The 25,548-nt window shown below is 61.9% G+C and carries 24 protein-coding genes; 7 read left to right on the top strand and 17 right to left on the bottom strand.

What is annotated here, in order from left to right; all coding sequences use genetic code 11:
- The first annotated feature begins 113 nt into the window (after positions 1 to 113).
- Both Cth01_RS01985 and pth read left to right on the top strand, forming a co-directional pair.
- Complete coding sequence (locus tag Cth01_RS01985) at positions 114 to 737, top strand: 50S ribosomal protein L25/general stress protein Ctc (protein WP_003066033.1); 624 nt, start codon at positions 114 to 116, stop codon at positions 735 to 737.
- Positions 738 to 865: 128 nt separating this feature from the next.
- The gene (gene pth / locus Cth01_RS01990; protein WP_045838420.1) at positions 866 to 1,504 is read left to right on the top strand and encodes an aminoacyl-tRNA hydrolase; all 639 of its coding nucleotides are present in this window, start codon (positions 866 to 868) and stop codon (positions 1,502 to 1,504) included.
- Positions 1,505 to 1,584: 80 nt separating this feature from the next.
- Here pth and Cth01_RS01995 read toward each other — a convergent pair whose 3' ends face one another.
- Positions 1,585 to 1,845, bottom strand: coding sequence for a YfhL family 4Fe-4S dicluster ferredoxin (locus Cth01_RS01995; protein ID WP_043003465.1), 261 nt, complete (start codon positions 1,843 to 1,845; stop codon positions 1,585 to 1,587).
- Between the two features lie 175 nt (positions 1,846 to 2,020).
- On the opposite strand from Cth01_RS01995, the gene Cth01_RS02000 reads away from it, so the two are divergent.
- The 5 genes from Cth01_RS02000 (at position 2,021) to Cth01_RS02020 (ending at position 7,406) form a co-directional block, all read left to right on the top strand.
- Positions 2,021 to 2,983, top strand: a complete 963-nt coding sequence (locus Cth01_RS02000) for an ABC transporter permease (RefSeq protein ID WP_045838421.1) — start codon at positions 2,021 to 2,023, stop codon at positions 2,981 to 2,983.
- The gene (locus tag Cth01_RS02005; RefSeq protein WP_045838422.1) at positions 2,980 to 3,885 is read left to right on the top strand and encodes an ABC transporter permease; all 906 of its coding nucleotides are present in this window, start codon (positions 2,980 to 2,982) and stop codon (positions 3,883 to 3,885) included. Before Cth01_RS02000 ends, Cth01_RS02005 begins: the two co-directional genes overlap by 4 nt.
- 6 nt (positions 3,886 to 3,891) lie before the next feature.
- Complete coding sequence (locus tag Cth01_RS02010; RefSeq protein ID WP_045838423.1) at positions 3,892 to 4,920, top strand: ABC transporter ATP-binding protein; 1,029 nt, start codon at positions 3,892 to 3,894, stop codon at positions 4,918 to 4,920.
- The gene (locus Cth01_RS02015; protein ID WP_045838424.1) at positions 4,917 to 5,747 is read left to right on the top strand and encodes an ATP-binding cassette domain-containing protein; all 831 of its coding nucleotides are present in this window, start codon (positions 4,917 to 4,919) and stop codon (positions 5,745 to 5,747) included. The genes Cth01_RS02010 and Cth01_RS02015 overlap by 4 nt, the downstream gene beginning before the upstream one ends.
- Positions 5,748 to 5,918: 171 nt before the next feature.
- Positions 5,919 to 7,406 carry an ABC transporter substrate-binding protein gene (locus tag Cth01_RS02020; protein WP_034389237.1) on the top strand — a complete coding sequence of 496 codons (1,488 nt, stop codon included), beginning with the start codon at positions 5,919 to 5,921 and terminating at the stop codon, positions 7,404 to 7,406.
- Between the two features lie 190 nt (positions 7,407 to 7,596).
- Here the strand turns inward: Cth01_RS02020 and Cth01_RS02025 are convergent, their stop codons facing one another.
- The 16 genes from Cth01_RS02025 to Cth01_RS02100 all read right to left on the bottom strand — a co-directional run bounded on the left by Cth01_RS02025 (position 7,597) and on the right by Cth01_RS02100 (position 25,479).
- Positions 7,597 to 8,244, bottom strand: coding sequence for a LysE family translocator (locus Cth01_RS02025; protein WP_045838425.1), 648 nt, complete (start codon positions 8,242 to 8,244; stop codon positions 7,597 to 7,599).
- Between the two features lie 78 nt (positions 8,245 to 8,322).
- Positions 8,323 to 9,213, bottom strand: a complete 891-nt coding sequence (locus Cth01_RS02030) for an EamA family transporter (protein ID WP_003066016.1) — start codon at positions 9,211 to 9,213, stop codon at positions 8,323 to 8,325.
- Positions 9,214 to 9,408: 195 nt separating this feature from the next.
- Positions 9,409 to 10,131, bottom strand: coding sequence for a GTP cyclohydrolase I (gene folE, locus Cth01_RS02035; RefSeq protein ID WP_003073932.1), 723 nt, complete (start codon positions 10,129 to 10,131; stop codon positions 9,409 to 9,411).
- A gap of 205 nt (positions 10,132 to 10,336) precedes the next feature.
- Positions 10,337 to 11,101 carry an endonuclease/exonuclease/phosphatase family protein gene (locus tag Cth01_RS02040; RefSeq protein WP_003066010.1) on the bottom strand — a complete coding sequence of 255 codons (765 nt, stop codon included), beginning with the start codon at positions 11,099 to 11,101 and terminating at the stop codon, positions 10,337 to 10,339.
- Positions 11,102 to 11,115: 14 nt separating this feature from the next.
- Positions 11,116 to 11,619 (bottom strand): dihydroneopterin triphosphate diphosphatase, encoded by a 504-nt coding sequence (gene nudB / locus Cth01_RS02045; RefSeq protein WP_045838426.1) that lies wholly within the window; start codon positions 11,617 to 11,619, stop codon positions 11,116 to 11,118.
- A 243-nt stretch (positions 11,620 to 11,862) separates the two neighbouring features.
- Positions 11,863 to 13,668 (bottom strand): aspartate--tRNA ligase, encoded by a 1,806-nt coding sequence (gene aspS, locus Cth01_RS02050; RefSeq protein ID WP_045838427.1) that lies wholly within the window; start codon positions 13,666 to 13,668, stop codon positions 11,863 to 11,865.
- A gap of 18 nt (positions 13,669 to 13,686) precedes the next feature.
- A complete protein-coding gene (locus Cth01_RS02055) occupies positions 13,687 to 14,331 on the bottom strand; it encodes a DUF502 domain-containing protein (protein WP_003058473.1) in 645 nt (214 codons plus the stop codon).
- Positions 14,332 to 14,345: 14 nt separating this feature from the next.
- A complete protein-coding gene (locus Cth01_RS02060) occupies positions 14,346 to 14,621 on the bottom strand; it encodes an FmdB family zinc ribbon protein (RefSeq protein ID WP_012837126.1) in 276 nt (91 codons plus the stop codon).
- A gap of 101 nt (positions 14,622 to 14,722) precedes the next feature.
- Entirely contained in the window at positions 14,723 to 16,174 is a 1,452-nt protein-coding gene (locus tag Cth01_RS02065) for a high affinity choline transporter 1 (protein ID WP_045838428.1), read from the bottom strand.
- A 35-nt stretch (positions 16,175 to 16,209) separates the two neighbouring features.
- Positions 16,210 to 17,778, bottom strand: coding sequence for a ubiquinone biosynthesis regulatory protein kinase UbiB (gene ubiB / locus Cth01_RS02070; RefSeq protein WP_012837124.1), 1,569 nt, complete (start codon positions 17,776 to 17,778; stop codon positions 16,210 to 16,212).
- Complete coding sequence (locus tag Cth01_RS02075; RefSeq protein WP_045838429.1) at positions 17,775 to 18,386, bottom strand: hypothetical protein; 612 nt, start codon at positions 18,384 to 18,386, stop codon at positions 17,775 to 17,777. The genes ubiB and Cth01_RS02075 overlap by 4 nt, the downstream gene beginning before the upstream one ends.
- 90 nt (positions 18,387 to 18,476) lie before the next feature.
- On the bottom strand, positions 18,477 to 19,478 hold the full coding sequence (locus Cth01_RS02080) for a Tim44 domain-containing protein (RefSeq protein WP_034362179.1): 1,002 nt from the start codon (positions 19,476 to 19,478) through the stop codon (positions 18,477 to 18,479).
- 51 nt (positions 19,479 to 19,529) lie between these two features.
- Entirely contained in the window at positions 19,530 to 20,261 is a 732-nt protein-coding gene (ubiE, locus tag Cth01_RS02085; protein WP_003065997.1) for a bifunctional demethylmenaquinone methyltransferase/2-methoxy-6-polyprenyl-1,4-benzoquinol methylase UbiE, read from the bottom strand.
- Positions 20,262 to 20,504: 243 nt separating this feature from the next.
- The gene (locus tag Cth01_RS02090) at positions 20,505 to 20,924 is read right to left on the bottom strand and encodes a gamma-butyrobetaine hydroxylase family protein (RefSeq protein WP_003065996.1); all 420 of its coding nucleotides are present in this window, start codon (positions 20,922 to 20,924) and stop codon (positions 20,505 to 20,507) included.
- A gap of 74 nt (positions 20,925 to 20,998) precedes the next feature.
- Positions 20,999 to 21,436 carry an HIT family protein gene (locus Cth01_RS02095; RefSeq protein WP_034357570.1) on the bottom strand — a complete coding sequence of 146 codons (438 nt, stop codon included), beginning with the start codon at positions 21,434 to 21,436 and terminating at the stop codon, positions 20,999 to 21,001.
- Between the two features lie 125 nt (positions 21,437 to 21,561).
- Complete coding sequence (locus Cth01_RS02100) at positions 21,562 to 25,479, bottom strand: DUF3683 domain-containing protein (protein ID WP_034357568.1); 3,918 nt, start codon at positions 25,477 to 25,479, stop codon at positions 21,562 to 21,564.
- Between the last annotated feature and the right edge of the window lie 69 nt (positions 25,480 to 25,548).

A 25,548-nucleotide genomic window follows, 5' to 3' on the forward strand; every position in this document is an offset into this window, starting at 1 on the left:
GGAGGTTTGACCGTTTCGAGGCCACCGCAAGAATCCACGGCCTTGCTGCAAGGTGCAGATTCTTTTATCAATCGGGCGAGACTGGTCGCGGTCCGTCCATCTAGGAGTTAGTTATGCAATTCGTCGCTACTGAGCGCGCCAAGCAAGGTACGGGTGCGAGCCGCCGTCTGCGTCTGTCGGGCAAGACCCCCGGTATCGTCTACGGTGCTGGTGAAGCCCAACTGATCGAAATCGATCACAACGCCCTGTGGCACGCTGTGCACAAGGAAGCTTTCCACTCCAGCATCCTGGACATGGAAATCAACGGTCAAGTGACCAAGGTCGTGCTGCGCGACGTGCAGTTCCACCCCTACAAGAAGCTGGTGCAACACATCGACTTCCAGCGCGTGGACGGCAACACCAAGCTGCACATGAACGTGCCCCTGCACTTCGAAGGCGCTGCTGAATCCCCCGCCGTGAAGGTCGAGAACTGCACCGTGACTCCTCTGATGCACGAACTGCAAGTGATCTGCGAACCCGCAAACCTGCCCGAGTTCATCAAGGTGGACCTGAGCGCCCTGACTTCCAAGTCCGTACTGGGCCTGCAAGCTCTGAAGCTGCCCAACGGCGTGAAGGCTGTGGTGCGTGGCGCCAACAAGAACCCTTCGCTGATCTCCATCAAGCTGCCCGAAGTGGCTCCTGCCGAAGGCGCCGCACCTGCTCCCGCAGCTGCTCCCGCCAAGAAGGGCAAGAAGTAATTCTTGTTTCTTCGGTACAGCGCCTGCCGCTGTACTCCAAGAAAAGGCCCACCTCGGTGGGCTTTTTCTTTGGGCCACGCAGAACCAGCGTGCCAGCCCAGCTTTGCTAGCAAGAAGATAATCCAGCAATGATCAAACTGTTTGTCGGCCTCGGCAATCCCGGCCCTGAATATGAAGACACCCGGCACAATGCCGGCTTCTGGTGGATTGATGCGCTGGCGCGCGAACTCAAGGTCAGTCTGGTTCCAGAACGCAGCTACTGGGGACTGATGGCCCGCACCAGCATCCACGGCCAGACCGTCTGGCTGCTGGAGCCGCAGACCTTCATGAATCTTTCGGGCAAGTCGGTAGGCACGCTGGCGCGCTTCTTCAAGATCCAGCCCGAGGAAGTCCTGGTCGTGCATGACGAGCTGGACTTCGAACCCGGCGTGGTCAAGCTCAAGCTCGGCGGCAGCCATGGCGGCCACAACGGCTTGCGCGATATCCATGCCCAGCTGGGCTCGCCCAATTACTGGCGTCTGCGCGTGGGCATAGGCCACCCCGGCCACAAGGGCGAGGTCGCCAGCTGGGTGCTCAAAAAACCGGCCCCCGACCAGCTCAAGCTGATCGAAGACGCCATCGCGCATTCGCTCAAGGCCTGGCCCGAGATGGTGGCAGGCCAGATGGACAAGGCCACTCTCGCCATCCACACCACCAAGGCACCCCGCCCCAAGCCTGCCCGCAAGCCGGCGCCCGATGCCGCCCAGCCTGCAGGTGGCGAAGCCTGAACCTGGGGCAGAATGAGAAATAGCTCCTGAATCAGGAGCTATTTGTGCTTGATATACAAAGAATTCAGACCCTAAAAGCCTTAACTTTCTTTCTTAGCTTGCGTAAGCTGCTCATATTTTTTGAACAGCACTTCATGGCTTTCGATGTATTCGGGGTTCACCGGTATGCAGGCCACAGGACAGATCTGCACGCACTGGGGCTCGTCAAAGTGGCCCACGCACTCGGTGCACTTGTGCGGATCGATTTCGTAGAACTCCTCACCCATATAGATGGCATCGTTGGGGCACTCGGGCTCGCACACATCGCAGTTGATGCATTCATCGGTAATCATCAATGCCATGTGCCAGCTCCTGTGCAGTTCTCGGTATCGGCCCACATTATCCCAAGCTCCCCAAGACATGGCAGCGCCCGGGACAAAGCCGCCCCCTCTCGGACACGGCACAATTGCCGCTATGCTGCGCAGCACGCAAACACCGCGTCTGAGCCCACTTCACGATGAAACAACGCCCCACGCCATGAGCATCTTCTTGCTCAAACGCCTGCTTACGCTGGTCGCCACATTGATCGGTGCCTCCATCGTGGTTTTTGCCGTGCTGGAAGTCCTGCCCGGCGATGCAGCCCAGATGCTCATGGGCCCCGATGCCGAGCCCGAGGCCGTGGCAGCCATGGTTCAGCAGCTGGGCCTGGACCAGCCCGCGCTGACACGCTACTGGCAGTGGATGGCCGGCTTGCTGCACGGCGACATGGGCGAGAGCTATGTCTATGGCTCGCCCGTGACCGAGCTGGTCTGGGAACGCCTTGCGGTCACCGTGCCGCTGGCCATCATGGCCATGTGCATCACCGCCGTGCTGGCCATTGCTGCGGGAGTGTTTGCGGCCGCCAACCACAAACGCTGGGGCGATGTGGGCCTCATGGGCCTGGCCCAGATCGGCATTGCCATCCCCAACTTCTGGTTTGCGATTCTTTTGATCCTGCTGTTCTCGGTGAAGCTGCAATGGTTCTCGGCCGGCGGCTTTCCGGGCTGGAGCGAGGAGGCCGGCGGCGGCTTCTGGCCCGCGCTGCAGGCACTACTGCTGCCGGCCATTGCGCTGGCCGTGGTGCAGGCAGCCATCCTGGCACGCATCACCCGCTCTGCGGTGCTGGAGGTGCTGCGCGAGGACTTTGTGCGCACGGCCCGCGCCAAGGGGCTGTCACGCGGCGCGGCGCTCTGGCGTCATGTGCTGCGCAACGCCATGATTCCCGTCGTCACCGTCATGGGCCTGCAGTTCGCCAATCTGCTGGCAGGCACCATCGTGGTGGAGAACGTGTTCTATCTGCCCGGTCTGGGCCGGCTGATCTTTCAATCCATTTCCAACCGCGATGTGATCGTGGTGCGCAACTGCGTGCTGCTGCTGGCCGCCATGGTGGTGGTGGTGAATTTTGTCGTCGACGTGCTTTATGCCGCCATCGACCCCCGCATCAAGGCCGGCGATATATGAGCAGGCAGACCGATACCCGCGCCAGCGTGCCCAACTACCCGACACGCGCCTTCACGCGTGCACAGCCTCAAGGCTTTGGCCGACGCGCCCTGCAGCACCGCAGCTTTGTGCTCGGCGCGCTGCTCACAACCTTGCTGATTGCCGCCGCGCTGCTGTCTTTTGCCTGGACCCCCGGCTCAGCCTATGAAGTGGATATGGACGCAGCCCTGCAGGCCAGCAGCAGCCGGCACTGGCTGGGCACCGATGCCTTCGGGCGCGATATTGCCTCGCAGATTCTGGTCGGCGCACGTGCATCGATTGCCGTGGGCCTGATCGCCGTGGGCATAGGTCTGACGCTGGGCGTGGTGCTGGGCCTGGTCGCCGCTGCACGCCGTGGCTGGGTGGAGGAAATCATCATGCGGCTGGCGGACTTCACCTTTGCCTTTCCAGCCCTGCTCTCGGCCATCATGCTCACAGCCGTGTTTGGAGCCGGCATGGTCAATGCCATCATTGCCATCGGCATCTTCAACATCCCCACCTTTGCGCGTATCACCCGCGCATCGGCCAATGCCGTCTGGTCGCGCGACTATGTGATGGCGGCACGCGCCTGCGGGCAAAGCCGCACGGCCATCACCTTGCGCCATGTGCTGCCCAATATTGCGGCCGTACTCGTCGTGCAGGCTACCATTCAGTTTGCACTGGCCATTCTGGCCGAGGCCGCCCTATCCTATCTGGGGCTGGGCACGCAGCCGCCCCAGCCATCCTGGGGACGCATGCTCAGCGAAGCCCAGACCTTGATGTTCCAGGCGCCGCTGCTGGCCATCTGGCCCGGCCTGGCAATCGCCTTGTCGGTGCTGGGTCTGAACCTGCTGGGCGACGGTCTGCGCGACCTGCTGGACCCCCGACTGACACGCGAGCGTTGAATCACCATGGCTTTGCTTGAAGTCTCCAACCTCACCATCAATCTGCAGACCCATCGCGGCCGGGCCCAGGCCGTGCGCGATGTGAGCTTTACGCTGGAGCGCGGTGCCACGCTGGGCCTGATCGGCGAATCGGGCTGCGGCAAATCGCTGACGGCATTGGCGCTGATGGGCCTGCTACCCGAACACGCACAGGTGGACGGCAGCATCCAGTTGGACGGCCAGGAACTGCTGTGCCTGAGCGAGCGCCAGCTCTGCGCCCTGCGCGGCAACCGCATGGCCATGGTGTTTCAGGAACCCATGAGTGCCCTCAACCCCGTGCACAGCATCGGCCGCCAGGTGGCAGAACCCCTGCGGCTTCATCTGGGAATGAGCCGCGCCCAGGCCCGCGCCCGCGCCACCGAGCTGCTGGACAGGGTGGGCATTGCACAGGCTGCGCAGCGGCTCGATGAATATCCGCACCAGTTCTCCGGCGGCCAGCGCCAGCGCATCATGATTGCCATGGCTCTGGCCTGCGGTCCCGATCTGCTGGTGGCCGACGAGCCCACCACAGCCCTGGATGTGACGGTTCAGCAGCGCATTCTGGATCTGCTGCAGGAGCTGGTGGCCGAGCATTCCATGGCGCTGGTACTCATCAGCCATGACCTGGGCGTGATTGCCCAGAATGCGGAGCAGCTGCTGGTCATGTATGGCGGCACCGTGGTCGAATCCGGCATGACGGAAGCGGTGTTCGCCAGGCGCGCCCACCCCTATACGCGCGGCCTGTTTGCTGCACGCCCGCAACTCTACGCCGCAGAAGGTACAGTCCGTCTGCCCACCATTGCCGGAGCCGTGCCAGAGCTCGTGGACCTGCCCGCAGGCTGCCCGTTTGCGGGCCGCTGCGCCCATACTCAGGACGAGTGCTATGTGGAGCGCCCCCAGCCTCGCACGCTGCACCAGCCCAGCATGGCGGCACCGGCCTCTCTCGCTTCCTGGCGCCAGCCCCATGTGGCACGCTGCCTGTATGAACAGGTACTGACGGCAGGAGCAAGGACATGAACGAGCCAGCCAAAACCTCTGAAGCTGGAACCAGCAGCGCAATCTTGCTGAGGGTTAGCGGCCTGAAACGCGCATATTCGCGCCCCCGCACATCGCTGTGGCGCAAGCCCGAGCCGCTGCAGGCGCTGCGCGGCGTGAGCTTCGAGCTGCAGGGCGGACAAAGCCTGGGCGTGGTCGGCGAATCGGGCTCCGGCAAGTCCACGCTGGCGCGTCTGGTCATGGCTCTGGACCGCCCCAGCGAAGGCAGGGTGGAACTGCTGGGCCGCAATCTGCACCTGCTGTCCGAACAGGAACTGCGCGCCGCGCGACGCGACTTCCAGATGGTGTTTCAGGACCCCTATGGGTCGCTGGACCCGCGCATGACAGTGGAAGCCATCGTCAGCGAGCCTTTGGGAACGACTCATGAGAAGCTCAGTCGCCCTGCCAGGCGCCAGCAGGTGCTGAGCGTGCTCGACCAGGTCGGTCTGCGCGCGCAGGACGTCGACAAATATCCGCACGAGTTCTCCGGCGGCCAACGCCAGCGCATTGCCATTGCCCGCGCTCTGATAACCCGCCCCCGCCTGATCGTGGCCGACGAGCCGGTCAGTGCGCTCGATGTCTCGGTGCAGGCCCAGGTGCTCAATCTCATGCAGGACCTGCAGCGCGAGCTGGACCTGTCCTATCTGTTCATCAGCCATGACCTGGCCGTGGTCCAGCATGTCTGCGATCAGGTCATCGTGCTCCATCAGGGTGAAGTGGTGGAGCGCGGCACACCGCGCAAGCTGTTCTCCGCCCCCGAGCACCCCTATACCCAGGCCTTGGTCAAGGCCGCACCGCGAGTCATCTGAACCGGGCCGGCAAACAGTTGTTCACACTCGCAGCAGCGATATGCCTGCGACCACTGCAAAGACTGCTCCGACTGGTGTAAAAACGCATATGAAACAAGTCCGCTCCCCGCGATGACTTGCAGCGCTTTTGATGGCCCCATGCGGCCAGCCCCCCCATCGGAGACTTTGTTGATGCTCAATCGCCGCTCCTTGCTGGCCAGCTCGGCTGCCAGCTTGCCCTTGTTCGCTGCCTGGCCTGCCATGGCCCAGGCCAAGAAAGACAGTGTCACGCTGGCCATGACGCTGGAGCCGCCAGGACTGGACCCCACGGCCGGGGCTGCTTCCTCGATTGCAGAAGTCGTGCTCTACAACGTGTTTGAGACGCTGACCAAGATCAACTCCGACGGCAGCGTCTCGCCTCTGCTGGCCGAAAGCTGGGAAGTCTCGTCCGATCTCAAGACCTATACCTTTCGCCTGCGCAAGGATGTGAAGTTCCAGAACGGAGAGCCCTTCAACGCTGCTGCCGTCAAGTTCTCGTTCGACCGCGCGGCCGCCGACAAAAGCACCAACAAGGACAAGCGCACCTTTGCCAATCTGAGCACCAAGGTCACCGACGAGCATACGGTGGTGCTGACCAACCAGGAAATCGATCCCGACTTTCTGTTCATGATGGGTCAGGCAACCTCCATCGTTGTCGAACCCAAGAGCGTCACCACCAACGCCAGCAAGCCCGTGGGCACCGGCCCCTACAAGCTGGCGGCCTGGGCCAAGGGCGCATCGGTCACGCTGACCGCCTGGCCCGGCTATCGCTCGGCACAGAGCATTCGCATCAAGCGCGCCGTGTTCCGCTTCATCCCCGACCCTGCAGCACAGGTTGCAGCCCTGCTGGCCGGCGATGTCGATGCCTTCCCGCGCGTCTCGCCACGCAGCGTGCCCCAGTTCAAAGCCAATGCCCGCTTTCAGGTGGTGGTGAGCAACTCGCGCGCCAAGACCATTCTGGCCATCAACAATGCGCGAAAGCCGCTCAGCGATATCCGCGTGCGCCGTGCCATTGCCGCCGCCATCGATCGCAAGGCCGTGATTGCCGGTGCCGCCGATGGCTATGGCGTGCCCATCGGCAGCTACTATGTGCCCACGGCCTTTGGCTATGTGGACACCACAGGTGTCAACCCCTTTGACCTGGAAAAAGCCAAGGCTTTGATGGCTGAAGCTGGCGTCAAGACCCCGCTGACGCTGACCATGACGCTGCCGCCCGCGCCCTATGCGCGCCAAGGCGGTGAGTTGATTGCAGCCCAGCTGGCCAAGATCGGCATCCAGCTCAAGCTGCAGAATGTGGAATGGGCACAGTGGCTGTCGGGCACCTACACCAACAAGAACTACGACCTGACCATCATTTCGCATGTGGAGCCGTTTGATCTGGGCAACTTTGCCAAGCCCGATTACTACTGGGGCTACCAGTCCCAGGAATTCAACGAACTTTTCGACAAGATCAAGCACACACCGCGCCCCGCCGACCGCGCACGCCTGCTTGGCGATGCCCAGCGCCTGCTGGCGCATGATTCGGTGCACGGCTTTCTCTACACCCCGCAGTGGGTGACCGTGGCAAACAAGAAGCTGCGCGGGCTGTGGAAGGACATGCCGGTGTTTGTGAATGACTTGTCTGCTCTATCCTGGGGATAAGAACGACAAGCCCCCTTGAGGCGCCATGCGCCTTCCCCCTGGCCGGCCGCCCCTCTCTCTACGTGCTTCGCACACTATGGGAGGGGGGCGGAGGGGGGCGACAGCCTCGCTGCGGGGCGTTGCAGCCGGCACAGGCCCTTCCTCGCTGTCCTGGCCTTTTGAGTCGCGCCAGTTTTAAGAGTGTTTGCCTCTAGCGTTGCACCATCACAAGACGAAGTGCGAGCGCACCGAAAACGGTCGCAGCAATGCGGTTCAGCCAGCGCTGGGCGCGCACGGAGCGCTGCAGGATCTGGCCAAAGAGCCCCGAGAAACAGGCGATAGAGCCAAAGACCAGCCAAGCTGCTGCCATGAAGACGCTGCCCAGCACCATGACCTGCACTGGCACGCTGCCGCGAGCGGGGTCGGCAAACTGAGGCAAAAAGGCCAGAAAGAAGATCAGCACCTTGGGGTTTGTCAGGTTCATGACCACGCCTCTGCCCACCCAGCCCATGGCGGAGCGCAGAGTCAGCACATCACGCTGCTCCTGCGCCTTGGCACTTTCTTCGACGCTGACCGGCGCATGCCATGCGCCCCAGGCCAGATAGGCCAGATAGGCGGCGCCGCAGAGCTTGAGCGCCGTGAACAGCATGGGCGATGTGGCCACCACGGCCGCCAGCCCCAGTGCCACGGCGGCCGTATGTCCGACAATGCCCAGACACAGGCCCAGCACCACGCACAGCCCCACGCGCCAGCCGCGCTGTGCCGATTGCACCAGCACAAACAGGTTGTCGGGGCCGGGGCTCAGGCCCAGCAGCAGGGCCACGCTAAAGAATGTGATCAGGACTTCCCAGGTCGGCATTTTCAGCTCTCTTCAAAAACAATAGCTATTTGCGATTCATCGACAAGGGCTACAGGCCTTTTCGACAAACGACTCACTTCAACCCAGCCCCAGTGCCGTCACGCCCAGGGCAATCATCACGGCCCCGGCAATGCGCAGGGCCCGGTCGCCCTCGCCCAGCAACCTGCCGCCGATCAGGGCTGCGAACAACATGGACACCTCGCGCGCCGGTGCGACATGGGAGATGGGCGCGCTTTGCACGGCATAGAGCACCAGTACATAGGCAATGGGGCTGAAGAAAGCCACCACGGCCGCATAGCGCCACTGCAGACGCCACAGGCGCTTGGTCTCGGGCCAGTCCCGGGCGGCCAGCGGCGCCAGAATCACCAGCCGGATCAGGTTGCCCATATAGTCCACCAGAATCGGCGACATCAGCAGCATCTTGACGGCATAGCTGTCCACCACGGTGTAGCTGGCAATGAACAAGCCCGTCAGCAGGCCGTAGTAGAGGCCCGCCAGCACACGCTGACGCGCCTCCAGGTCCTGTCCGTCGCGAATGGCCACGATCATGCGCGGACCGCCCGCGATCAGGAACACGCCCAGCACCACGCCCGCAATGCCGGCAGCCCCCAGCGTTGAAATCTGTTCCCCCAAAAACATCACCGCCACCAGCGATGAGATCAGTGGCCCGCTGCCGCGCGCCAGCGGATAGACCACGGTGAGATCGGCCACGCGGTAGCCACGCAGCAGCACCACGAAATAAGCCACATGCAGCACGGCGCTGGCGGTGACGAAGGCCCACTCCATCCAGCCCCAGCCCGGCACCACATCCTTGCCCAGCCACCAGCCCAGCGGCAGCCAGATGACGGCATTGCAAATGGCGGTGTAGAGCGAAAAACGGGCATCTCCGCCCGCCTTCTTGGCCACGATATTCCAGCCCGAATGAATCAGGCCGGCCAGAATGATAAGAGTGAACGCTTGCAGGGACATGAGAGCCGGAAATGCAAAAGGCCGCGCGATGCGCAGCCTTTTGAAAGGAAAAATTCAGTGCTTCATCTGGCCGAACATGGCCAGTGCGTGATGAAACTGGCGCAGCACATGTGAGAGACGCCAAGCAAGGGCCGCCCCGCAGTGAAGGCGTCGTCCCCCCTCGGGGGAAGGCGCGAAGCGCCACAGGGGGATCATTTACTTGCGGGCTGCTATGAGCGACAGGAATTCGCGGCGCAGTTCGGAGTTGGTGAGGAAAGCGCCGCGCATGACGGAATTCAGCATCTTGGAATCCATCTCGCGCACGCCGCGCCAGGACATGCAGAAATGCGAGGCTTCCATGACCACGGCCAGCCCGTCGGGTCGGGTCTTGTCCATGATCAGGTCGGCCAGCTGGATGATGGCCTCTTCCTGAATCTGCGGGCGACCCATGATCCAGTCCACCAGACGCGCGTACTTGGACAGACCGATCACATTGGTGTTCTTGTTGGGCAGCACGCCGATCCAGATCTTGCCGATCACGGGACACAGGTGGTGGCTGCAGGCGCTGCGCACGGTGATCGGACCGACGATCATCAGCTCGTTCAAGTGTTCGGCGTTGGGGAATTCGGTGATGGCCGGCTGATGCACATAACGGCCGCGGAACACCTCATTCACATACATCTTGGCCACACGGCGGGCCGTGGCGCGCGTGTTGTGGTCGTGCACGGTGTCGATGACCATGGAGTCGAGCACGCCCTGCATCTTCTCCTGCACCTCGTCCAGCAGCTTCTCCAGCTCGCCGGGCTCGATGAATTCGGCAATATTGTCGTTGGCGTGGAAACGTTTTTTAGCTGCCTGCAGCCGCTCGCGGATCTTGACCGAAACGGGTGTTCCTTCGGCTGAGTTGTCTTTTTTCATGTCGGCGAGATCTCTGAACATCCAAGAATGGTACCAGTGAATCAACTTCCCGAAGCTACAAAGGATTTGCCGTCCAGATGCATGTTTACAAGGCATTGGAAGCTATGGTTTCAGGAGCAATCTCAAAATAAGCATGCACCCGACCGGAGACAACGAGCAAGCGCCGCCACGCGGCGAGGCTGTCGCGCCCGCCCGAGCAGCGGGCGCGGGGCCGGGCTCAGGGCCGCTACAGCTTGAACTCTGCGATCAGCGGCAGATGATCCGACATGCGCCACCAGATGCGCCCCTTGGGCACCTGCAGCCCCAGCGGGGTCAGGCCGCGCACATAGATATGGTCGAGCTGCGCAATCGGCAGCCGCGAAGGATAGGTCAGAATGCCCTGCGTTTCCTCGTACTCGAACAGGCCGAAACCCGCCAGCATGCGCTTGATCTGGTTGCCCCAGTCATTGAAGTCGCCCGCCACCACCAGCGGCGCATTGGGCGGCACCTCGCGCTCGATGAAACGCTGCAGCAGTGCAATCTGGCGAATGCGGCTGCCCGGAATCAGACCCAGGTGCACGACGATGGAGTGCACGCGCTTGCCGTGGATGTCCAGCTCCACATGCAGCAGGCCGCGCTGCTCGAAGCGATGGTCAGAGATGTCCTCGTGCTGGTAGCCGATCACCGGCCAGCGACTGAGCAGCGCATTGCCGTGCTCGCCGTCCCGGGTATAGGCATTGGTCAGATAGACGGACTCGTAGCCTTCGGGAGCCAGATACTCGGCCTGAGGCACATTGGGCCAGCGGTCGAAATACTGCTCCTCCTTGCGGTTCATCTTGCGAACCTCCTGAAGGCAGACGATGTCCGCATCGAGCTGCTCCACCGCGAGTCCCAGATTGTGAATCTCCAGCCTCCTGGCAGGGCCCAGGCCCTGCACACCCTTGTGAATGTTGTAGGTGGCCACGCGCAGGATCTGCGGCTCTGGCGGCGTAAACAACTGAACTTCAGACATAGGCACTGTGGGTTTCAAGGCTGTTGCCTGCAGCGGCGCTCGACCAGCGCCGGCTCGAAGCGCGGCAACAGCAAAATAGCTTCTGCGTTGGAAGAAGAAAAGCAGCGCTGGGCTGCCTCACGCCAATCATGCCAATCATGTGCGGTGTGCTCCCGGGGATTCAAGTGCACGCTCATGTGAAGTGGCACACGAAGGCCGAAGACACGCTCCTGGTTATGGCTGACGCCCGGCGCGTAACGATGCAGCCATTGCGGATAGATGGCGTAGACGTTCTCGAGTTCCCAATCGGTCAGGCAACACTCCGGCGCCAGCGCATCGATGCCGGTTTCCTCGAGCACCTCGCGCACGGCGGTTTCATGCCAGTCCTCGTCCAGGCTGTCCTTGCTGCCCGTGACGGATTGCCAGAAAGGCTCTCCCTCGGGCGCGGCAATGCTTCGACGCAGCAGCAACACCTGCCCGTCTTCACGGTAGATCACGACCAGCACGGACTGCGGAATCTTGTAGGGCCTGGCTTCCATCGCAGCATATTAGCGCGGCCAGCATGACAGCAGGCTGAGTCGCCCTGCTGCTTGATAGCCATCAATATTCATAGCTTCAACCGCTCTCCATTCATTGAATTCAGACTGATAACCATCTGAATTTCAAGATTGACAGGCGCAAGCAGCTCCCGATTTCAAAGCAACAAAAAAGCGCCAGCCGCTTTCGCGAACTGGCGCCCGGCGGTGAACAGCGACCGGCGCTGTTCACGGGGAGCTTGGGAATCAAGCCTCGGTGGTGACCACCATGGGGTTGCGCAGCTTGATGTGCAGCTCGCGCAGCTGCTTCTCGTCCACAGGCGAGGGAGCCTGGGTCAGCAGATCCTGGGCGCGCTGTGTCTTGGGGAAGGCAATCACGTCGCGGATGGAGTCGGAGCCGGTCATCAGCGTGATCAGACGATCCAGGCCGAAGGCCAGACCGCCGTGGGGAGGCGCACCGTACTGCAGCGCGTCCAGCAGATAGCCGAACTTGGCACGTTGCTGCTCGGGCGTGATGTTCAGGGCTTCGAACACCTTGGCCTGCACGTCGGCACGGTGGATACGCACCGAGCCGCCGCCCAGCTCCCAGCCGTTCAGAACCATGTCGTAGGCCTTGGCAATGCACTTGCCTGGATCGGTGTCCATCAGGTCTTCGTGACCATCCTTGGGCGAGGTGAAGGGGTGGTGCACGGCCACCCAGCGGCCGCTGTCCTCGTCATGTTCGAACATGGGGAAGTCCACCACCCACAGAGGCGCCCACTTGTCTTCGAACAGGCCGCTCTTCTTGCCGAATTCGCTGTGGCCGACCTTCAGGCGCAGGGCGCCGATGGAGTCGTTGACGATCTTTTCCTTGTCGGCGCCGAAGAACAGCAGGTCGCCATCCTGTGCACCGGTGCGCTTGACGATTTCGGCCAGCGCTGCATCGTGCAGGTTCTTGACGATGGGCGACTGCAGGCCTTCACGGCCCTTGGCCACTTCGTTGACCTTGATCCAGGCCAGGCCCTTGGCACCGTAGATCTTGACGAACTCGGTGTAGCCGTCGATCTCGCCACGCGAGATGGCAGCGCCGCCGGGCACGCGCAGGGCCACGACACGGCCGCCCTTGGTGGTGGCGGGGGTGGAGAAGACCTTGAAGTCCACATCGCCCATGATGTCGGTCAGCTCGGTGAACTCCAGCTTGACGCGCAGGTCGGGCTTGTCCGAACCGAAGCGGAAGGCCGCATCCTGGTAGGTCATGATGGGGAACTCGCCCAGATCCACGTTCAACTGGGTCTGGAACACTTCCTTGATCATGCGCTGGAAGATGGCGCGGATTTCCTCTTCGTTCAGGAAGGAGGTTTCGCAGTCGATCTGCGTGAATTCGGGCTGACGATCAGCGCGCAGGTCTTCGTCGCGGAAGCACTTGGTGATCTGGTAGTAGCGGTCGAAGCCCGAGACCATCAGCATCTGCTTGTACAGCTGGGGCGACTGGGGCAGCGCGAAGAATTCGCCGTCATGCACACGCGAGGGCACGAGGTAGTCGCGGGCGCCCTCAGGCGTGGACTTGCCCAGCATGGGGGTCTCGATGTCGATGAAGCCTTCCTTGTCGAGGAAGTTGCGCACCTGGATGGCGGTCTTGTAACGCAGCATCATATTGCGCTGCATCACGGGACGACGCAGATCCATCACGCGATTCGTGAGGCGCACGGTTTCCGACAGATTGTCATCGTCCAGCTGGAAAGGAGGCGTGACGGAAGCGTTGAGCACGTTCAGCTCATGGCACAGCACTTCGATCTGACCGCTCTTGAGCTTGTCGTTGGTAGTGCCGGCGGGACGCGCACGCACCACACCCTTGACCTGCACGCAGAACTCGTTGCGCACGTCTTCGGCCACCTTGAACATCTCGGCGCGGTCGGGGTCGCAGACCACCTGCACATAGCCTTCACGGTCGCGCAGGTCGATGAAGATCACGCCACCATGGTCACGGCGGCGATTCACCCAGCCGCACAGGGTCACGGTTTCGCCCATTTGGGCTTCGGTCACCAGACCGCAGTATTGAGAACGCATTGCCATGAAAATTCTTCCTGCACCTTAGGGGTGCGACAAGGTTGTTTGTTTGGATTCTTCGATCAGGGCGAGGTCTGGCGGAGCCACCACGCCCATCGAAACAATGTATTTGAGCGCCGCATCCACGCTCATTTCCAGCTCGATGCACTCGCTCTTGCGCACCAGCACGAAGTAACCCCCTGTGGGGTTGGGCGTGGTGGGCACGAAGACGCTCACATATTCATCGCGCAGCAAAGCCGCCACTTCACCGCTGGGCTGGCCTGTGACGAAAGCCACGGTCCATACGCCCTCGCGCGGCCACTGCACCAGCACTGCCGTGCGAAAAGCGTTGCCGCTGTCGGAGAACACGGTGTCCGAGACCTGCTTGACGCTGGAATAGATGGAGCGCACCACGGGAATGCGACGCACCAGCGCATCACCCCAGCCCACCAGCTTGCGGCCGATGAAATTGCTGGCAATGCCGCCCACGAGCAGCAGAATCAGCAAGGTCAGAATAACGCCAAAGCCCGGAATATGCATGCCCAGCAATCTGTCGGGCTGCCAGGCCTCGGGAAGAATGGCCAGCGTCTGATCAAGCGTTCCGATGATCCAGTTGAGCACGCCCAGCGTGATCACCAGGGGAACGATGACCAGCAAACCGGCAATCAGCCACTTGCGCAATGCAGACATAGTGTGGGTAAGCCTCAGGAATTGGCGGGCGCAGGGGCAGGGGCAGCTGCTGCAGGTGCAGCGGCACTGTCACTGGATGAAGAGGTGCTTGCAGCCGGCTTGCTGCCGCTGTTCTTGAAGTCCGTGGCATACCAGCCAGAACCCTTGAGCTGAAAGCCCGGAGCGGTGAGCTGCTTGGAAAAGGCCTCGGCCCCGCAAGCTGGGCACACGGTCAGCGGCGCGTCCGAGATTTTCTGCAGCACATCCTTGGCGTGACCGCAGGAGCCACACTTGTATGCATAGATAGGCATAGCGCTAAAAACGGAGAAAGTGCAAAAACCCTCAATTATAGGCGCCGCCCCTGGTTTTGCTGCGCTGCGCAAGCAAGCCCCGGTGCAGCCGGTTTGCTCTCTCAAGCCTTGATCTCGACCAAGGACTCGATTTCACGGTGATGGTTGCTGATCCACTGGGGCAGCAGCGAGCCCGCCAGCATGCCGGCAACCGCAGCCAAAAGACCAGCCAGCTGCTGTGGAAAAGCCTGGTTGAGCGCGGGCGTGACCATGAAGACCAGCCACACACCTATGCCCAGCGCCACGGCACTGATGGCGCCCTGGGTGGTGGCTCGCTTCCAGTACAGGCCGAACACCAGCGGCACGAAGGCCCCCACCAGCGGCACCTGATAGGCGCTGGCGACCAGCTCATAGATGGGCGTGCCCTCCATGGCTATCGAATAGGCCAGCACACAGGCCGCAAACACCAGCACGCTGATGCGCATGGTCCTGAGGTTTTCCTTGTCCGTGGTGTAGGGGCGGAACTGGCGCCAGATGTTCTCGGTAAAGGTCACGCTGGGAGCCAGCAAGGTGGCCGACGCACAGGACTTGATGGCCGAGAGCAGCGCGCCGAAGAACAGCACCTGCATGGCAAACGGCATCTTGTCCATCACCAGGGTGGGCAGCACCTTCTGCGGATCATCGGCCAGCAGGGCCGTGGCTTCGGCGGGCATGATGATGAGCGCACTGGCCACCAGGAACATAGGTACGAAGGCAAAGATCACATAGCAGGCACCGCCGATAATGGTGCCGCGCACGGCCGACTTCTCGGTGTCTGCCGACATCACGCGCTGGAAGATGTCCTGCTGCGGAATCGAGCCCAGCATCATGGTCACGGCAGCGCCGATGAAGAAAACGATTTCATGCAGCGAGGGCTCGGGCAGAAACTTGAAGAGATCGCGGCTGGTGGCCAGATCGACCACCTTGCCCGCGCCGCCCGCCATGTCACCGGCAAAGAAGGCCAGTATCAGCAGGCCGGCGACCAGGATGATCATCTGCACGAAATCCGTCACGGCCACCGACCACATGCCACCGAACAGGGTGTAGACCAGCACCGAGAGCACGCCTATCGTCATGCCCATGGGAATGCTGACGACACCGCCCGAGAGCAGGTTGAACACCAGGCCCAGCGCCGTGACCTGGGCCGAGACCCAGCCCAGATAGCTGAGCATGATGATCAGCGAGCAGACCACCTCGATAGCTCGGCCATAGCGCGAGCGGTAGTAGTCGCTGATGGTCAGCAGATTCATGCGGTAGAGCTTGGCCGCAAAAAAGACGCCCACCAGGATCAGGCACATGCCCGCGCCAAACGGATCTTCCACCAGCGCATGCAGACCGCCTTCGATGAACTTGGCTGGCACGCCCAGCACCAGCTCGGACCCGAACCAGGTCGCGAATGTGGTGGTGATGATCATGTAGAGCGGCAGATGACGGCCGGCAATGGCGAAGTCCGCCGTGTTCTTCACGCGTCTGGCGGCCCACAGGCCGATGCCGATGGTCACTAACAGGTAGACGATCACCAATGAGAGCAGCACGCTGGCACTCCTCGAACTCTAAAGAAAGGGAAAGCTCAGAAGCGGATGCGCAGCAGAACCTGCAGCACCACCAGACCGATGACGAAACCGATGCCGCCGCAAAGGATGGCCTGCAGCAAACGGTTTGTCGTTTTCTGCTGCTGCAGCAGCTCCTTGAGCAAGGTCTCGCTGTCATTGCCAGCGCCATGCCTGGACAGATACTGGTGCAGCACACGCGGAATGTCGGGCAGGATCTTGGCGTAACGCGGCGCCTGCGCCTGCAGCTCATGCCATAGGCGCTGCGGCCCCATCTGGTCCAGCATCCATTTCTCGAGGAATGGCTTGGCCGTGCTCCAGAGGTCGAGGTTGGGGTCGAGCTGACGGCCCAGGCCTTCGATATTGAGCAGCGTCTTTTGCAGCAGCACCAGCTGGGGCTGGATCTCGACCTGGAAACGGCGCGAGGTCTGGAACAGGCGCATCAGCACCATGCCCAGCGAGATTTCAGCCAGAGGCCGGTCGAAATAAGGCTCGCAGACGGCGCGGATGGCCGCCTCCAGCTCCTCGACGCGCGTCGTGGCCGGCACCCAGCCGCTTTCCACATGCAAGGCGGCAACACGCTTGTAGTCGCGGCGGAAAAAGGCCAGGAAGTTTTGCGCCAGATATTCCTTGTCGAACTCGGTCAGCGTACCGACGATGCCGAAGTCCAGCGAGATATAGCGCCCGAAGGTATCGGGCTCCAGGCTGACCATGATGTTGCCCGGGTGCATGTCGGCATGAAAGAAGCCGTCGCGGAACACCTGGGTAAAGAAGATGGTCACGCCATCGCGCGCCAGCTTGGGAATGTCCACGCCGGCTTCGCGCAGGCGCTCGACCTGGCTGATGGGCACGCCCTTCATGCGCTCCATCACCATCACGTCGGTGTGGCAGTAATCCCAGTGGATCTCGGGGATCAGCACCAGATCCAGCCCTTCCATATTGCGGCGCAGTTGCGCGGCATTGGAGGCTTCGCGGATCAGGTCCAGTTCGTCATGCAGATAGTTGTCGAACTCGGCAACCACTTCCTTGGGCTTGAGGCGCTTGCCATCATGGGAGAGCTTTTCCAGCCAGCTCGCCATCATGTGCATCAGCGCCAGATCCTTGTCGATCACGGACTTCATGCCCGGACGCAGCACCTTGACGGCAACGTCGTGCTCGACGCCGGACTTGTCGCGAACCCTGGCAAAGTGCACCTGGGCGATGGACGCGCTGGCCACGGGCTCACGCTCGAAGCTGATGAAGATCTGCTCCAGCGGCTTGCGAAAGGAACGCTCGATGGTGTCCACCGCGATCTGGGAATCGAACGGCGGCACGCGATCCTGCAGCTTGGCCAGTTCCTCGGCCACATCGGGCGGCATCAGGTCGCTGCGTGTAGACAACACCTGACCGAACTTCACGAAGATGGGTCCCAGCTCTTCCAGCGCTTCGCGCAGGCGCACGCCACGTGGCTTGTCCAGCTTGCGGCCAAAGGTCAGCACGCCGCGCAGGCTGCGCAGGCGCGGATGCGGAATCCCGGAGAGCACCAGCTCATCGAGTCCATAACGAAACACCACCCAGAGGATGGCCCAGCCCCGCAGAAAGCGGCTCATGGCTGTGTGTAATCGGCCCCGGGCATGGCTGCCACGGGTGCCGTGCCGGCAGGATTGGCGACATCGGCAGCAGAGGCAGACTTGCTGCCCATGCGTGCGCCGACGAACTGACGCAGCCCCTGTGCGGCCGTGCGTGCCACCTTGCCAATGGTATGGGCCGGCACATCGCCAATCAGGCGAGCCAGATCTTCCTCCACATCCCACTTGACGTTATCCACCAGCCAATTAATCTCGGCGGCAAACTGCACATCGCCTTCGATGCGAATGCTGGGCTTGTCGCCACGCAAGGCCGTCTGGACCAGCGACAGAGGAGAGGTCTCGGTGACTTCCAGCATCAGATCGGGTGCAGCCTCCGCAGGAGCCACGTCGAACAGGCCAGCAGGAGTGACCAGCAAGGCGACCGAATACTGGCGCCATTGCACGCGAGCAATACGCCCCTTCTGGCGCACGAGGCGGTCCATGGCCTCTTTTTCCTGCATCAGCACGTGATTGAGGAAAAGCACCAGACGCTGGTGCATTTCACTCACCAGCCATTCGGGAGCTTGGGGACCGGCCATCACGCGTTCGACGAGACCGCCCAGAAAAGAAAAAGGGGACTGTGTTGCCATAGTCCCCGATTATTCATGAAATTGATTCCCCCCTGTGGCGCTTTGCGCCTTCCCCCCAAGGGGGACGGCACCATCGCTGCGGGGCGGCGCTTATTGCAGCGCCTGCACGCCTGCCACCAGCCAGCCGCTGGTGCCACTCTTGGGCTTGGTCATGTTCCAGACTTCACGGAAGGGACTGGGGCCTGCCGATGCCTCTTCGCGGATCATGCCGGAGAACTCGACGCTGGCCATATAGCCATTGCCCAGATCTTCGATGCCCAGCAGTTGCGCATCGATCATCAGCACGTCGGTGTGGTTGGGTTCACCGGCACGCTGGCTCTCGCGCTCGGACAGCTGGCTGCGGATTTCCGCGAGCATCTCGTCGGTCATCATGGAGCGCAGAGTGGTGATGTCGGACCTGTCCCAGGCCGACTGCAGCGTCACGAAGTTGCGCTTGGCTGCCGTGAGAAAACCTTCGGCATCGAAGTCTGCAGGCACGCCCCAGTTCTGCGAACCCGACAGGGCAGAGCCGATCATGGAGCCGCCAGCTGCAGCTGCGGCTTCGGGAATATGGTTCTGCTCCCAAGGACGAGCCGACGCGTCATTGCCCACTTTTTCGGGGTTGTACTGGCGTGCCTGAGGTGCATTCACATCACCGCCCAGATTGCCTGCGCCCTGAAAGGCGAATGGACTGCTGGTGCTCTGCACGGCAGGCGCTGCCTTGCGACGGCGCATGATCATGCCGACCACCACCATGATCACCATGGCCAGCAGACCGAACATCAGCATATTGGCAAAGGCTTCGCCCATGCCCAGGGAGTTGGCCAGCCAGGCCAGGCCCAGGCCTGCGGCCAGGCCGCCCAGCATGGCGCCCCATGGCTTCTTGGGTGCAGCGGCCGGAGCCGCTGCAGGCGGAGCAGCACGGTTTTGCTGCGCCGCGCTCTGCTGCGGAGCCTGCTGGGTATTCTGAGCGGGAGCACGAGACGCTTCGCGTTGAGTGACGTTGCCCGACTGCTTGCCGAACGATGAGCCACCGCCCATGCGTTTTGCATCGGCCTGACCATGTGCCACCACCAGCATTGCCACCAAGGCGATTGACCAAAGTTTCTTCATCTCATCTCCCTTCTTATAGAAAGTCGCTACAAATCTGCGCACAGGGCGCACTTAACATTTGATTCCCACATGCAAGGCACAGACGCCTCCTGTCATGTTGTGATAGTCCACATGGCCAAAGCCGCATTGCTGCATCAGGGCCTTGAGCTCCTTCTGGCCTGGGTGCATGCGGATGGACTCAGCCAGATAGCGATAGCTTTCGGCGTCGCCGGCAATCATCTTGCCCATGGTCGGCAAAATCTTGAACGAGTACCAGTCATAGACTTTCTCCAGCGGTTTGGCCACCTTGGAAAACTCCAGCACCAGCAGCTTGCCGCCGGGACGCAGCACGCGGTTCATTTCCTTGAGCGCTGCATCCTTGTGCGTCATATTGCGCAGACCGAAGGCCACGCTGACCAGATCGAAATAGTTGTCGGGGAAGGGCAGCTTTTCAGCATCGCAGACCAGCGTGGGCAGGATCACGCCCTTGTCGGTCAAACGGTCACGCCCCACGCGCAACATGGCTTCATTGATGTCGGTGTGCACCACCTGACCGCTGGCGCCCACCTTCTTGGAAAAAGCCAGGGACAAATCTCCTGTGCCGCCCGCGATATCCAGCGCCTTGTCGCCTTCCTTGAGGTTGGCCACCATCAGCGTGTAAGCCTTCCAGGCGCGGTGCAGACCGCCCGACATCACGTCGTTCATGACGTCGTACTTGGAAGCCACGGAGTCGAACACACCGCGTACGCGCGATGCCTTCTCGCTTTCATCAACAGTCTGGAATCCGAAGTGTGTGGAGCTCATAACAAAGAATGCTAAGCAGGCAGTGCTTGCGCGTACAGCGACAACCCCGTATGGCTACAGGCTTTGAAGCACTATGGTTTTTGGAAGGAATTCGCCTTGAGCGCTTATTTCACATGCGCTGCCAGCTATTGGAAATATAGCACCAGCCTCAATAACCCTGTACCGTATGCATGGGCTATGTGGCGTGTACGGGACGTTGCTGCCGGCTTTTGAGCCGACATGCAAGCCCCTGGGAGTCAAAGCTCAATGCACGCTGCAGCCATGACCGCCGGCGCCCTTCTCGGGCATGGGCGTGTCGCGCTCCATCCCGGCCTCTTCAAGGCGCTGCAGATATTGCTGCCACAGAGCATCCTGCTGGCTGCCCAGCTGGTAGAGGTATTCCCAGGTGTACAGACCGCTTTCATGCCCATCGCTGAAGAAGGGCTTGATGGCGTAGTTGCCGACCGGCTCTATGGTGTTGATGCCCACATCGCGCTTGCCGGTCTGCAGCACTTCCTGGCCCGGGCCATGGCCTTGCACCTCGGCCGAGGGCGAGTACACGCGCAGCAACTCGAACGGGATGCGGAAAGTCTTGCCGTCCGAATAAGAGACCTCCAGCACGCGCGATGCGCCATGCACGGTCAATGACTGGGGGGTGGGAGTATTGGCTTGCAGTCCTGCCATGTTTCTCTCCTAATCAATGCATAAAAGGGCAGCCTCAAGCTGCCCTTTGAATCTCCCGTCGGAGACGAAAAACATCACGCGGCCCAGAGGGCCAACGCCTTTTGCAGCACTTCATCCACCTGCGGCAGCTGGCGGGCAATCGCAGCTTCGCGCTCTTCATCGCGCTCGCGCTGGGCCGCAGCCCAGACGGAAGCGGGAAAGTGGCTGTCCCAGTCATAGCGCGCAATCACATGCCAGTGCAGATGCGCCACCATATTACCGAGCGCCGCCAGGTTGATCTTGGTCGGAGCCAGTTGCTCGCGCAGCACACGTTCGACCAGGGCCACGGCATCCATGCAGACAATGCGATCCGCCGCGCTCAGATCCGAGAACTCGGCCGCATGCTCATTCCAGACCACGCGATAGAAGGCCGGAAAGCCTGCCTCCACGGCTCGAATCACACGCAGCTTGTCGCCGCGCCAGACCAGCGCACCGCCATCGGCAATGCACAGAGGACAGTTTTCAACCAGCATCTGAAATCTCCATTGCAATGCTTCTTACCCACATCACTGCGATGCGACCCCAGCGCAGGCCAGAGACACCGAGGCAGGTCCGCCCCGGCCTCCCTTGGGGAAGGCGCGGAGCGACTCAGGGGGCATCACACCAGCACACGCTCGATACCGCCCTGGTTGGCGCGATTGACATACTCGGCCATCCAGTTCTCGCCCAGAATGTCGCGCGCCATCTCGACCACGATGTAGTCGGCTTCGAGCAGACCGTTGTTCAGATCGTTGCCATAGCGGCTCAGGCCTTGCAGGCAGCTGGGGCAGCTGGTCAGGATCTTGACGTTGTCCTGGGCACCCAACTGGCCGTTGTCGCGCAATGCGGCCTCGCCCTTGCGGATCTCCTCGGTCTTGCGGAAACGGATCTGCGTGGAGATATCGGGACGCGTCACCCCCAGCGTGCCGGATTCGCCGCAGCAGCGCTCGCTCTTGAGCACGTTGTCCCCCATCAAGGCCTTGACGGTCTTCATCGGGTCCTGCTGCTTCATGGGCGTATGGCAGGGGTCGTGGTACAGGTAAGCGCCCTTGTTCTGCAGCGTGATGCCTTTTTCAAGCAGATATTCGTGGATGTCGATGATGCGGCAGCCGGGGAAGATCTTGTCGAACTGGTAGCCCTGCAACTGGTCATAGCAGGTGCCGCAGCTCACCACCACGGTCTTGATGTCCAGATAGTTGAGCGTGGTCGCCACACGGTGGAAGAGCACACGGTTGTCCGTGATCATCTTCTCGGCCTTGTCGAACTGGCCCGAGCCGCGCTGAGGATAACCGCAGCACAGATAGCCGGGCGGCAGCACGGTCTGCACGCCGGCATGCCAGAGCATGGCCTGCGTGGCCAGACCCACCTGACTGAACAGGCGCTCCGAGCCGCAGCCGGGGAAGTAGAACACCGCCTCGGTGTCCGACTTGGTGGCCTGCGGGTCGCGGATGATGGGCACGTAATCCTTGTCCTCGATGTCCAACAAGGCGCGCGCCGTCTTGGTCGGCAGACCACCGGGCAGCTTCTTGTTGATGAAGTGAATCACCTGCTCCTTGATGGGAGCCGTGCCCACGGATGCGGGCGGATGTGCGGTCTGCTTCTTGGCGACAGCCCCCAGCACGTCGGCCGCCAGGCGCTGGGCCTTGAAGCCCACGCCCACCATGGCCGTGCGCATGAACTTGATGGTGTCGGGGTTGGTGGCATTGAGCATGGCCATGGCCAGCTTGTTGCCGGGACGGAAGCTCTTCTTGTCCATCTTGCGCAGCAGATTGCGCATATTCATGGTCACGTCGCCAAAGTCGATCTTGACCGGGCAGGGGTTGAAGCACTTGTGGCAGACCGTGCAGTGGTCGGCCACGTCTTCGAATTCCTGCCAGTGCTTGATGGAGACGCCACGGCGTGTCTGCTCTTCGTAGAGGAAGGCCTCCACCAGCAGCGAGGTGGCCAGAATCTTGTTGCGCGGCGAGTACAGCAGATTGGCGCGCGGCACATGGGTGGCGCACACGGGCTTGCACTTGCCGCAGCGCAGGCAGTCCTTGACGGAGTTGGCGATGGCGCCGATGTCCGACTGCTGCATGATGATGGATTCATAACCCATCAGGCCGAAGCTGGGCGTGTAGGCATTGGTCAGATCGGCAAACATCAGCGACTCGCGCGGCGAGCGACCGTCATGACTCTGGTGCGCCAGGGCATCCCACTCTTCGTTGCGGATCAGCTTGCCCTTGTTGAAGCGGCCTTCGGGGTCCACACGCTTCTTGTAATCGGCAAACGGTGCCAGCTCGGCATCCGAGAGGAATTCCAGCTTGGTGATGCCGATGCCGTGCTCGCCCGAGATCACGCCGTCCAGACTGCGCGCCAGCTCCATGATGCGGGCCACGGCTTCGTGCGCGGTCTGCAGCATTTCATAGTCATCGGAGTTGACGGGGATGTTGGTGTGCACATTGCCGTCGCCGGCGTGCATGTGCAGGGCCACCCAGACACGGCCCTTGAGCACGGTCTGGTGAATCTCGTTGACCGACTCGCGCAGCGGCTGGAAGGCAGCGCCCGCAAAAATCTTGGACAGCGGCTCCTTGAGCTGGGTCTTCCAGCTCGCACGCAGGCGGTGATCCTGCAGCTCGGGGAACAGCGTGGCCACGCCGTCCAGCCAGCCCTGCCAGAGCTCGCGCACCTCGGCCACCAGCGCCAGGGCCTGCTGCACGCGGTCTTCCAGCAGTTCGGCACTGGGGATGTCGCCGGCATCGTCGCTCTTGCCCAGGGGCAGATCGGAGTGCTTGAAGAAGCCGCTCAGCTCGTCGCAGAGCTTGAGCTTGTTGCGCAGCGACAGCTCGATATTGATGCGCTCGATGCCATCGGTGTACTCGGCCATGCGCGGCAGCGGAATCACCACGTCTTCGTTGATCTTGAAGGCGTTGGTATGGCGCGAGATCGCTGCCGTGCGCTTGCGGTCCAGCCAGAACTTCTTGCGCGCCTCGGCGCTGACGGCGGTAAAGCCCTCGCCGTTGCGTGAATTGGCGATGCGCACCACCTCGGCAGCCACGCGGGCCACTTCGTCGGCATCGTCACCGGCGATATCGCCCAGCAGCACCATCTTGGGCAGACGGCCGTTGCCCTTCTTGCTCTTGGTCGCGTAGCCCACGGCCTTGAGGTAGCGGTCGTCCAGATGTTCAAGGCCGGCCAGCAGCACGCCCGAGCGCTTTTGCTCGGCGAACATATAGTCCTTGATCTCGACGATGGAGGGCACGGCATCCTTGGCATTGCCGAAGAATTCCATGCAAACGGTACGCGTATGCGCCGGCATGCGGTGCACCACCCAGCGCGCGCTGGTGATCAGGCCGTCCGTGCCTTCCTTCTGGATGCCGGGCAGACCCGAGAGGAATTTGTCGGTCACGTCCTTGCCCAGGCCTTCCTTGCGGAAGGTGTGACCGGGGATGTCCAGGCGCTCGGTGCGCACATGGGTCTTGCCGTCCGCCTCGAAGTACTTCAGCTCGAAACAGGCCATCTCGGCATCATGGATCTTGCCGAGGTTGTGATCCAGGCGTGTGACCTCCAGCCATTGCGCATCGGGCGTGACCATGCGCCAGGACACCAGATTGTCCAGGGCAGTACCCCAGAGCACGGCCTTTTTGCCGCCCGCATTCATGGCGATATTGCCGCCTATGCAGGAGGCCTCGATGGAGGTCGGGTCCACGGCGAACACAAAGCCGCCGCGCTCGGCCGCATCGGCCACACGCTGGGTCACCACACCGGCTTCGGAGTAGATGGTGGGCACTTCGTGATCCACGCCGGGAATCATGCGCATCTCGACTTCGGTCAGCGCTTCCAGCTTCTCGGTGTTGATGACCACCGAGCGCCAGGTCAAAGGTATGGCACCACCCGTGTATCCGGTACCGCCTCCGCGCGGAATGATGGTCAGACCGAGTTCGATGCAGCCCTTGACCAGACCGGCCATCTCGGCTTCGGTATCGGGCGTCAGCACGACAAACGGGTATTCGACGCGCCAGTCGGTCGCATCGGTCACATGGGCCACGCGCGACAGACCGTCGAACTTGATGTTGTCCTTGGCGGTATAGCGACGCAGCGTCTTCTGCGCGCGGCGGCGCAGCTGCTCGGCCTCGACAAAAGTGGCGTTGAATTCATGCACGGCGCGGTGGGCCGCTTCCACCAGCTGACCCACCAGCTGATCGCGCAGCGCATCCTCGTTGGGCTCGCGGCGCTTGTCGATCTCGGCCAGGCGATGCTCCAGCGCCTCGACCAGCGACTTGCGGCGGTCGGGGTTGTGGATCAGGTCGTCCTGAAGATAGGGATTGCGCTGCACAACCCAGATATCCCCCAGCACTTCGTAGAGCATGCGGGCGGATCGGCCGGTACGGCGTTCCTGACGCAGCTGATTGAGCACATCCCACATGGATGAGCCCAGCAGACGAATCACAATCTCACGGTCAGAGAACGATGTGTAGTTATAGGGAATCTCGCGCAGTCGTGCGGGTTCGGCAGCCTGGGCCTGGAGGGCGGCAGCCAACGCAATCGGTACATTCATGGGGGTAGACCGTGTCGGGCGCCCTCTGTGTGGCGCCCCTAAGCCAGTGGGATGACGATTTTAAGCGAC

It is taken from the genome of Comamonas thiooxydans (genome assembly GCF_000964545.1).
Taxonomy (GTDB): Bacteria; Pseudomonadota; Gammaproteobacteria; order Burkholderiales; family Burkholderiaceae_C; genus Comamonas; species Comamonas thiooxydans.

Coding starts and splice junctions, on each gene's coding strand:
- Cth01_RS01985 (WP_003066033.1), top strand. CDS start 114: ATGCAATTCGTCGCTACTGAGCGCGCCAAGCAAGGTACGGGTGCGAGC.
- pth (WP_045838420.1), top strand. CDS start 866: ATGATCAAACTGTTTGTCGGCCTCGGCAATCCCGGCCCTGAATATGAA.
- Cth01_RS01995 (WP_043003465.1), bottom strand. CDS start 1,845: ATGGCATTGATGATTACCGATGAATGCATCAACTGCGATGTGTGCGAG.
- Cth01_RS02000 (WP_045838421.1), top strand. CDS start 2,021: ATGAGCATCTTCTTGCTCAAACGCCTGCTTACGCTGGTCGCCACATTG.
- Cth01_RS02005 (WP_045838422.1), top strand. CDS start 2,980: ATGAGCAGGCAGACCGATACCCGCGCCAGCGTGCCCAACTACCCGACA.
- Cth01_RS02010 (WP_045838423.1), top strand. CDS start 3,892: ATGGCTTTGCTTGAAGTCTCCAACCTCACCATCAATCTGCAGACCCAT.
- Cth01_RS02015 (WP_045838424.1), top strand. CDS start 4,917: ATGAACGAGCCAGCCAAAACCTCTGAAGCTGGAACCAGCAGCGCAATC.
- Cth01_RS02020 (WP_034389237.1), top strand. CDS start 5,919: ATGCTCAATCGCCGCTCCTTGCTGGCCAGCTCGGCTGCCAGCTTGCCC.
- Cth01_RS02025 (WP_045838425.1), bottom strand. CDS start 8,244: ATGCCGACCTGGGAAGTCCTGATCACATTCTTTAGCGTGGCCCTGCTG.
- Cth01_RS02030 (WP_003066016.1), bottom strand. CDS start 9,213: ATGTCCCTGCAAGCGTTCACTCTTATCATTCTGGCCGGCCTGATTCAT.
- folE (WP_003073932.1), bottom strand. CDS start 10,131: ATGTTCAGAGATCTCGCCGACATGAAAAAAGACAACTCAGCCGAAGGA.
- Cth01_RS02040 (WP_003066010.1), bottom strand. CDS start 11,101: ATGTCTGAAGTTCAGTTGTTTACGCCGCCAGAGCCGCAGATCCTGCGC.
- nudB (WP_045838426.1), bottom strand. CDS start 11,619: ATGGAAGCCAGGCCCTACAAGATTCCGCAGTCCGTGCTGGTCGTGATC.
- aspS (WP_045838427.1), bottom strand. CDS start 13,668: ATGGCAATGCGTTCTCAATACTGCGGTCTGGTGACCGAAGCCCAAATG.
- Cth01_RS02055 (WP_003058473.1), bottom strand. CDS start 14,331: ATGTCTGCATTGCGCAAGTGGCTGATTGCCGGTTTGCTGGTCATCGTT.
- Cth01_RS02060 (WP_012837126.1), bottom strand. CDS start 14,621: ATGCCTATCTATGCATACAAGTGTGGCTCCTGCGGTCACGCCAAGGAT.
- ubiB (WP_012837124.1), bottom strand. CDS start 17,778: ATGAGCCGCTTTCTGCGGGGCTGGGCCATCCTCTGGGTGGTGTTTCGT.
- Cth01_RS02075 (WP_045838429.1), bottom strand. CDS start 18,386: ATGGCAACACAGTCCCCTTTTTCTTTTCTGGGCGGTCTCGTCGAACGC.
- Cth01_RS02080 (WP_034362179.1), bottom strand. CDS start 19,478: ATGAAGAAACTTTGGTCAATCGCCTTGGTGGCAATGCTGGTGGTGGCA.
- ubiE (WP_003065997.1), bottom strand. CDS start 20,261: ATGAGCTCCACACACTTCGGATTCCAGACTGTTGATGAAAGCGAGAAG.
- Cth01_RS02090 (WP_003065996.1), bottom strand. CDS start 20,924: ATGGCAGGACTGCAAGCCAATACTCCCACCCCCCAGTCATTGACCGTG.
- Cth01_RS02095 (WP_034357570.1), bottom strand. CDS start 21,436: ATGCTGGTTGAAAACTGTCCTCTGTGCATTGCCGATGGCGGTGCGCTG.
- Cth01_RS02100 (WP_034357568.1), bottom strand. CDS start 25,479: ATGAATGTACCGATTGCGTTGGCTGCCGCCCTCCAGGCCCAGGCTGCC.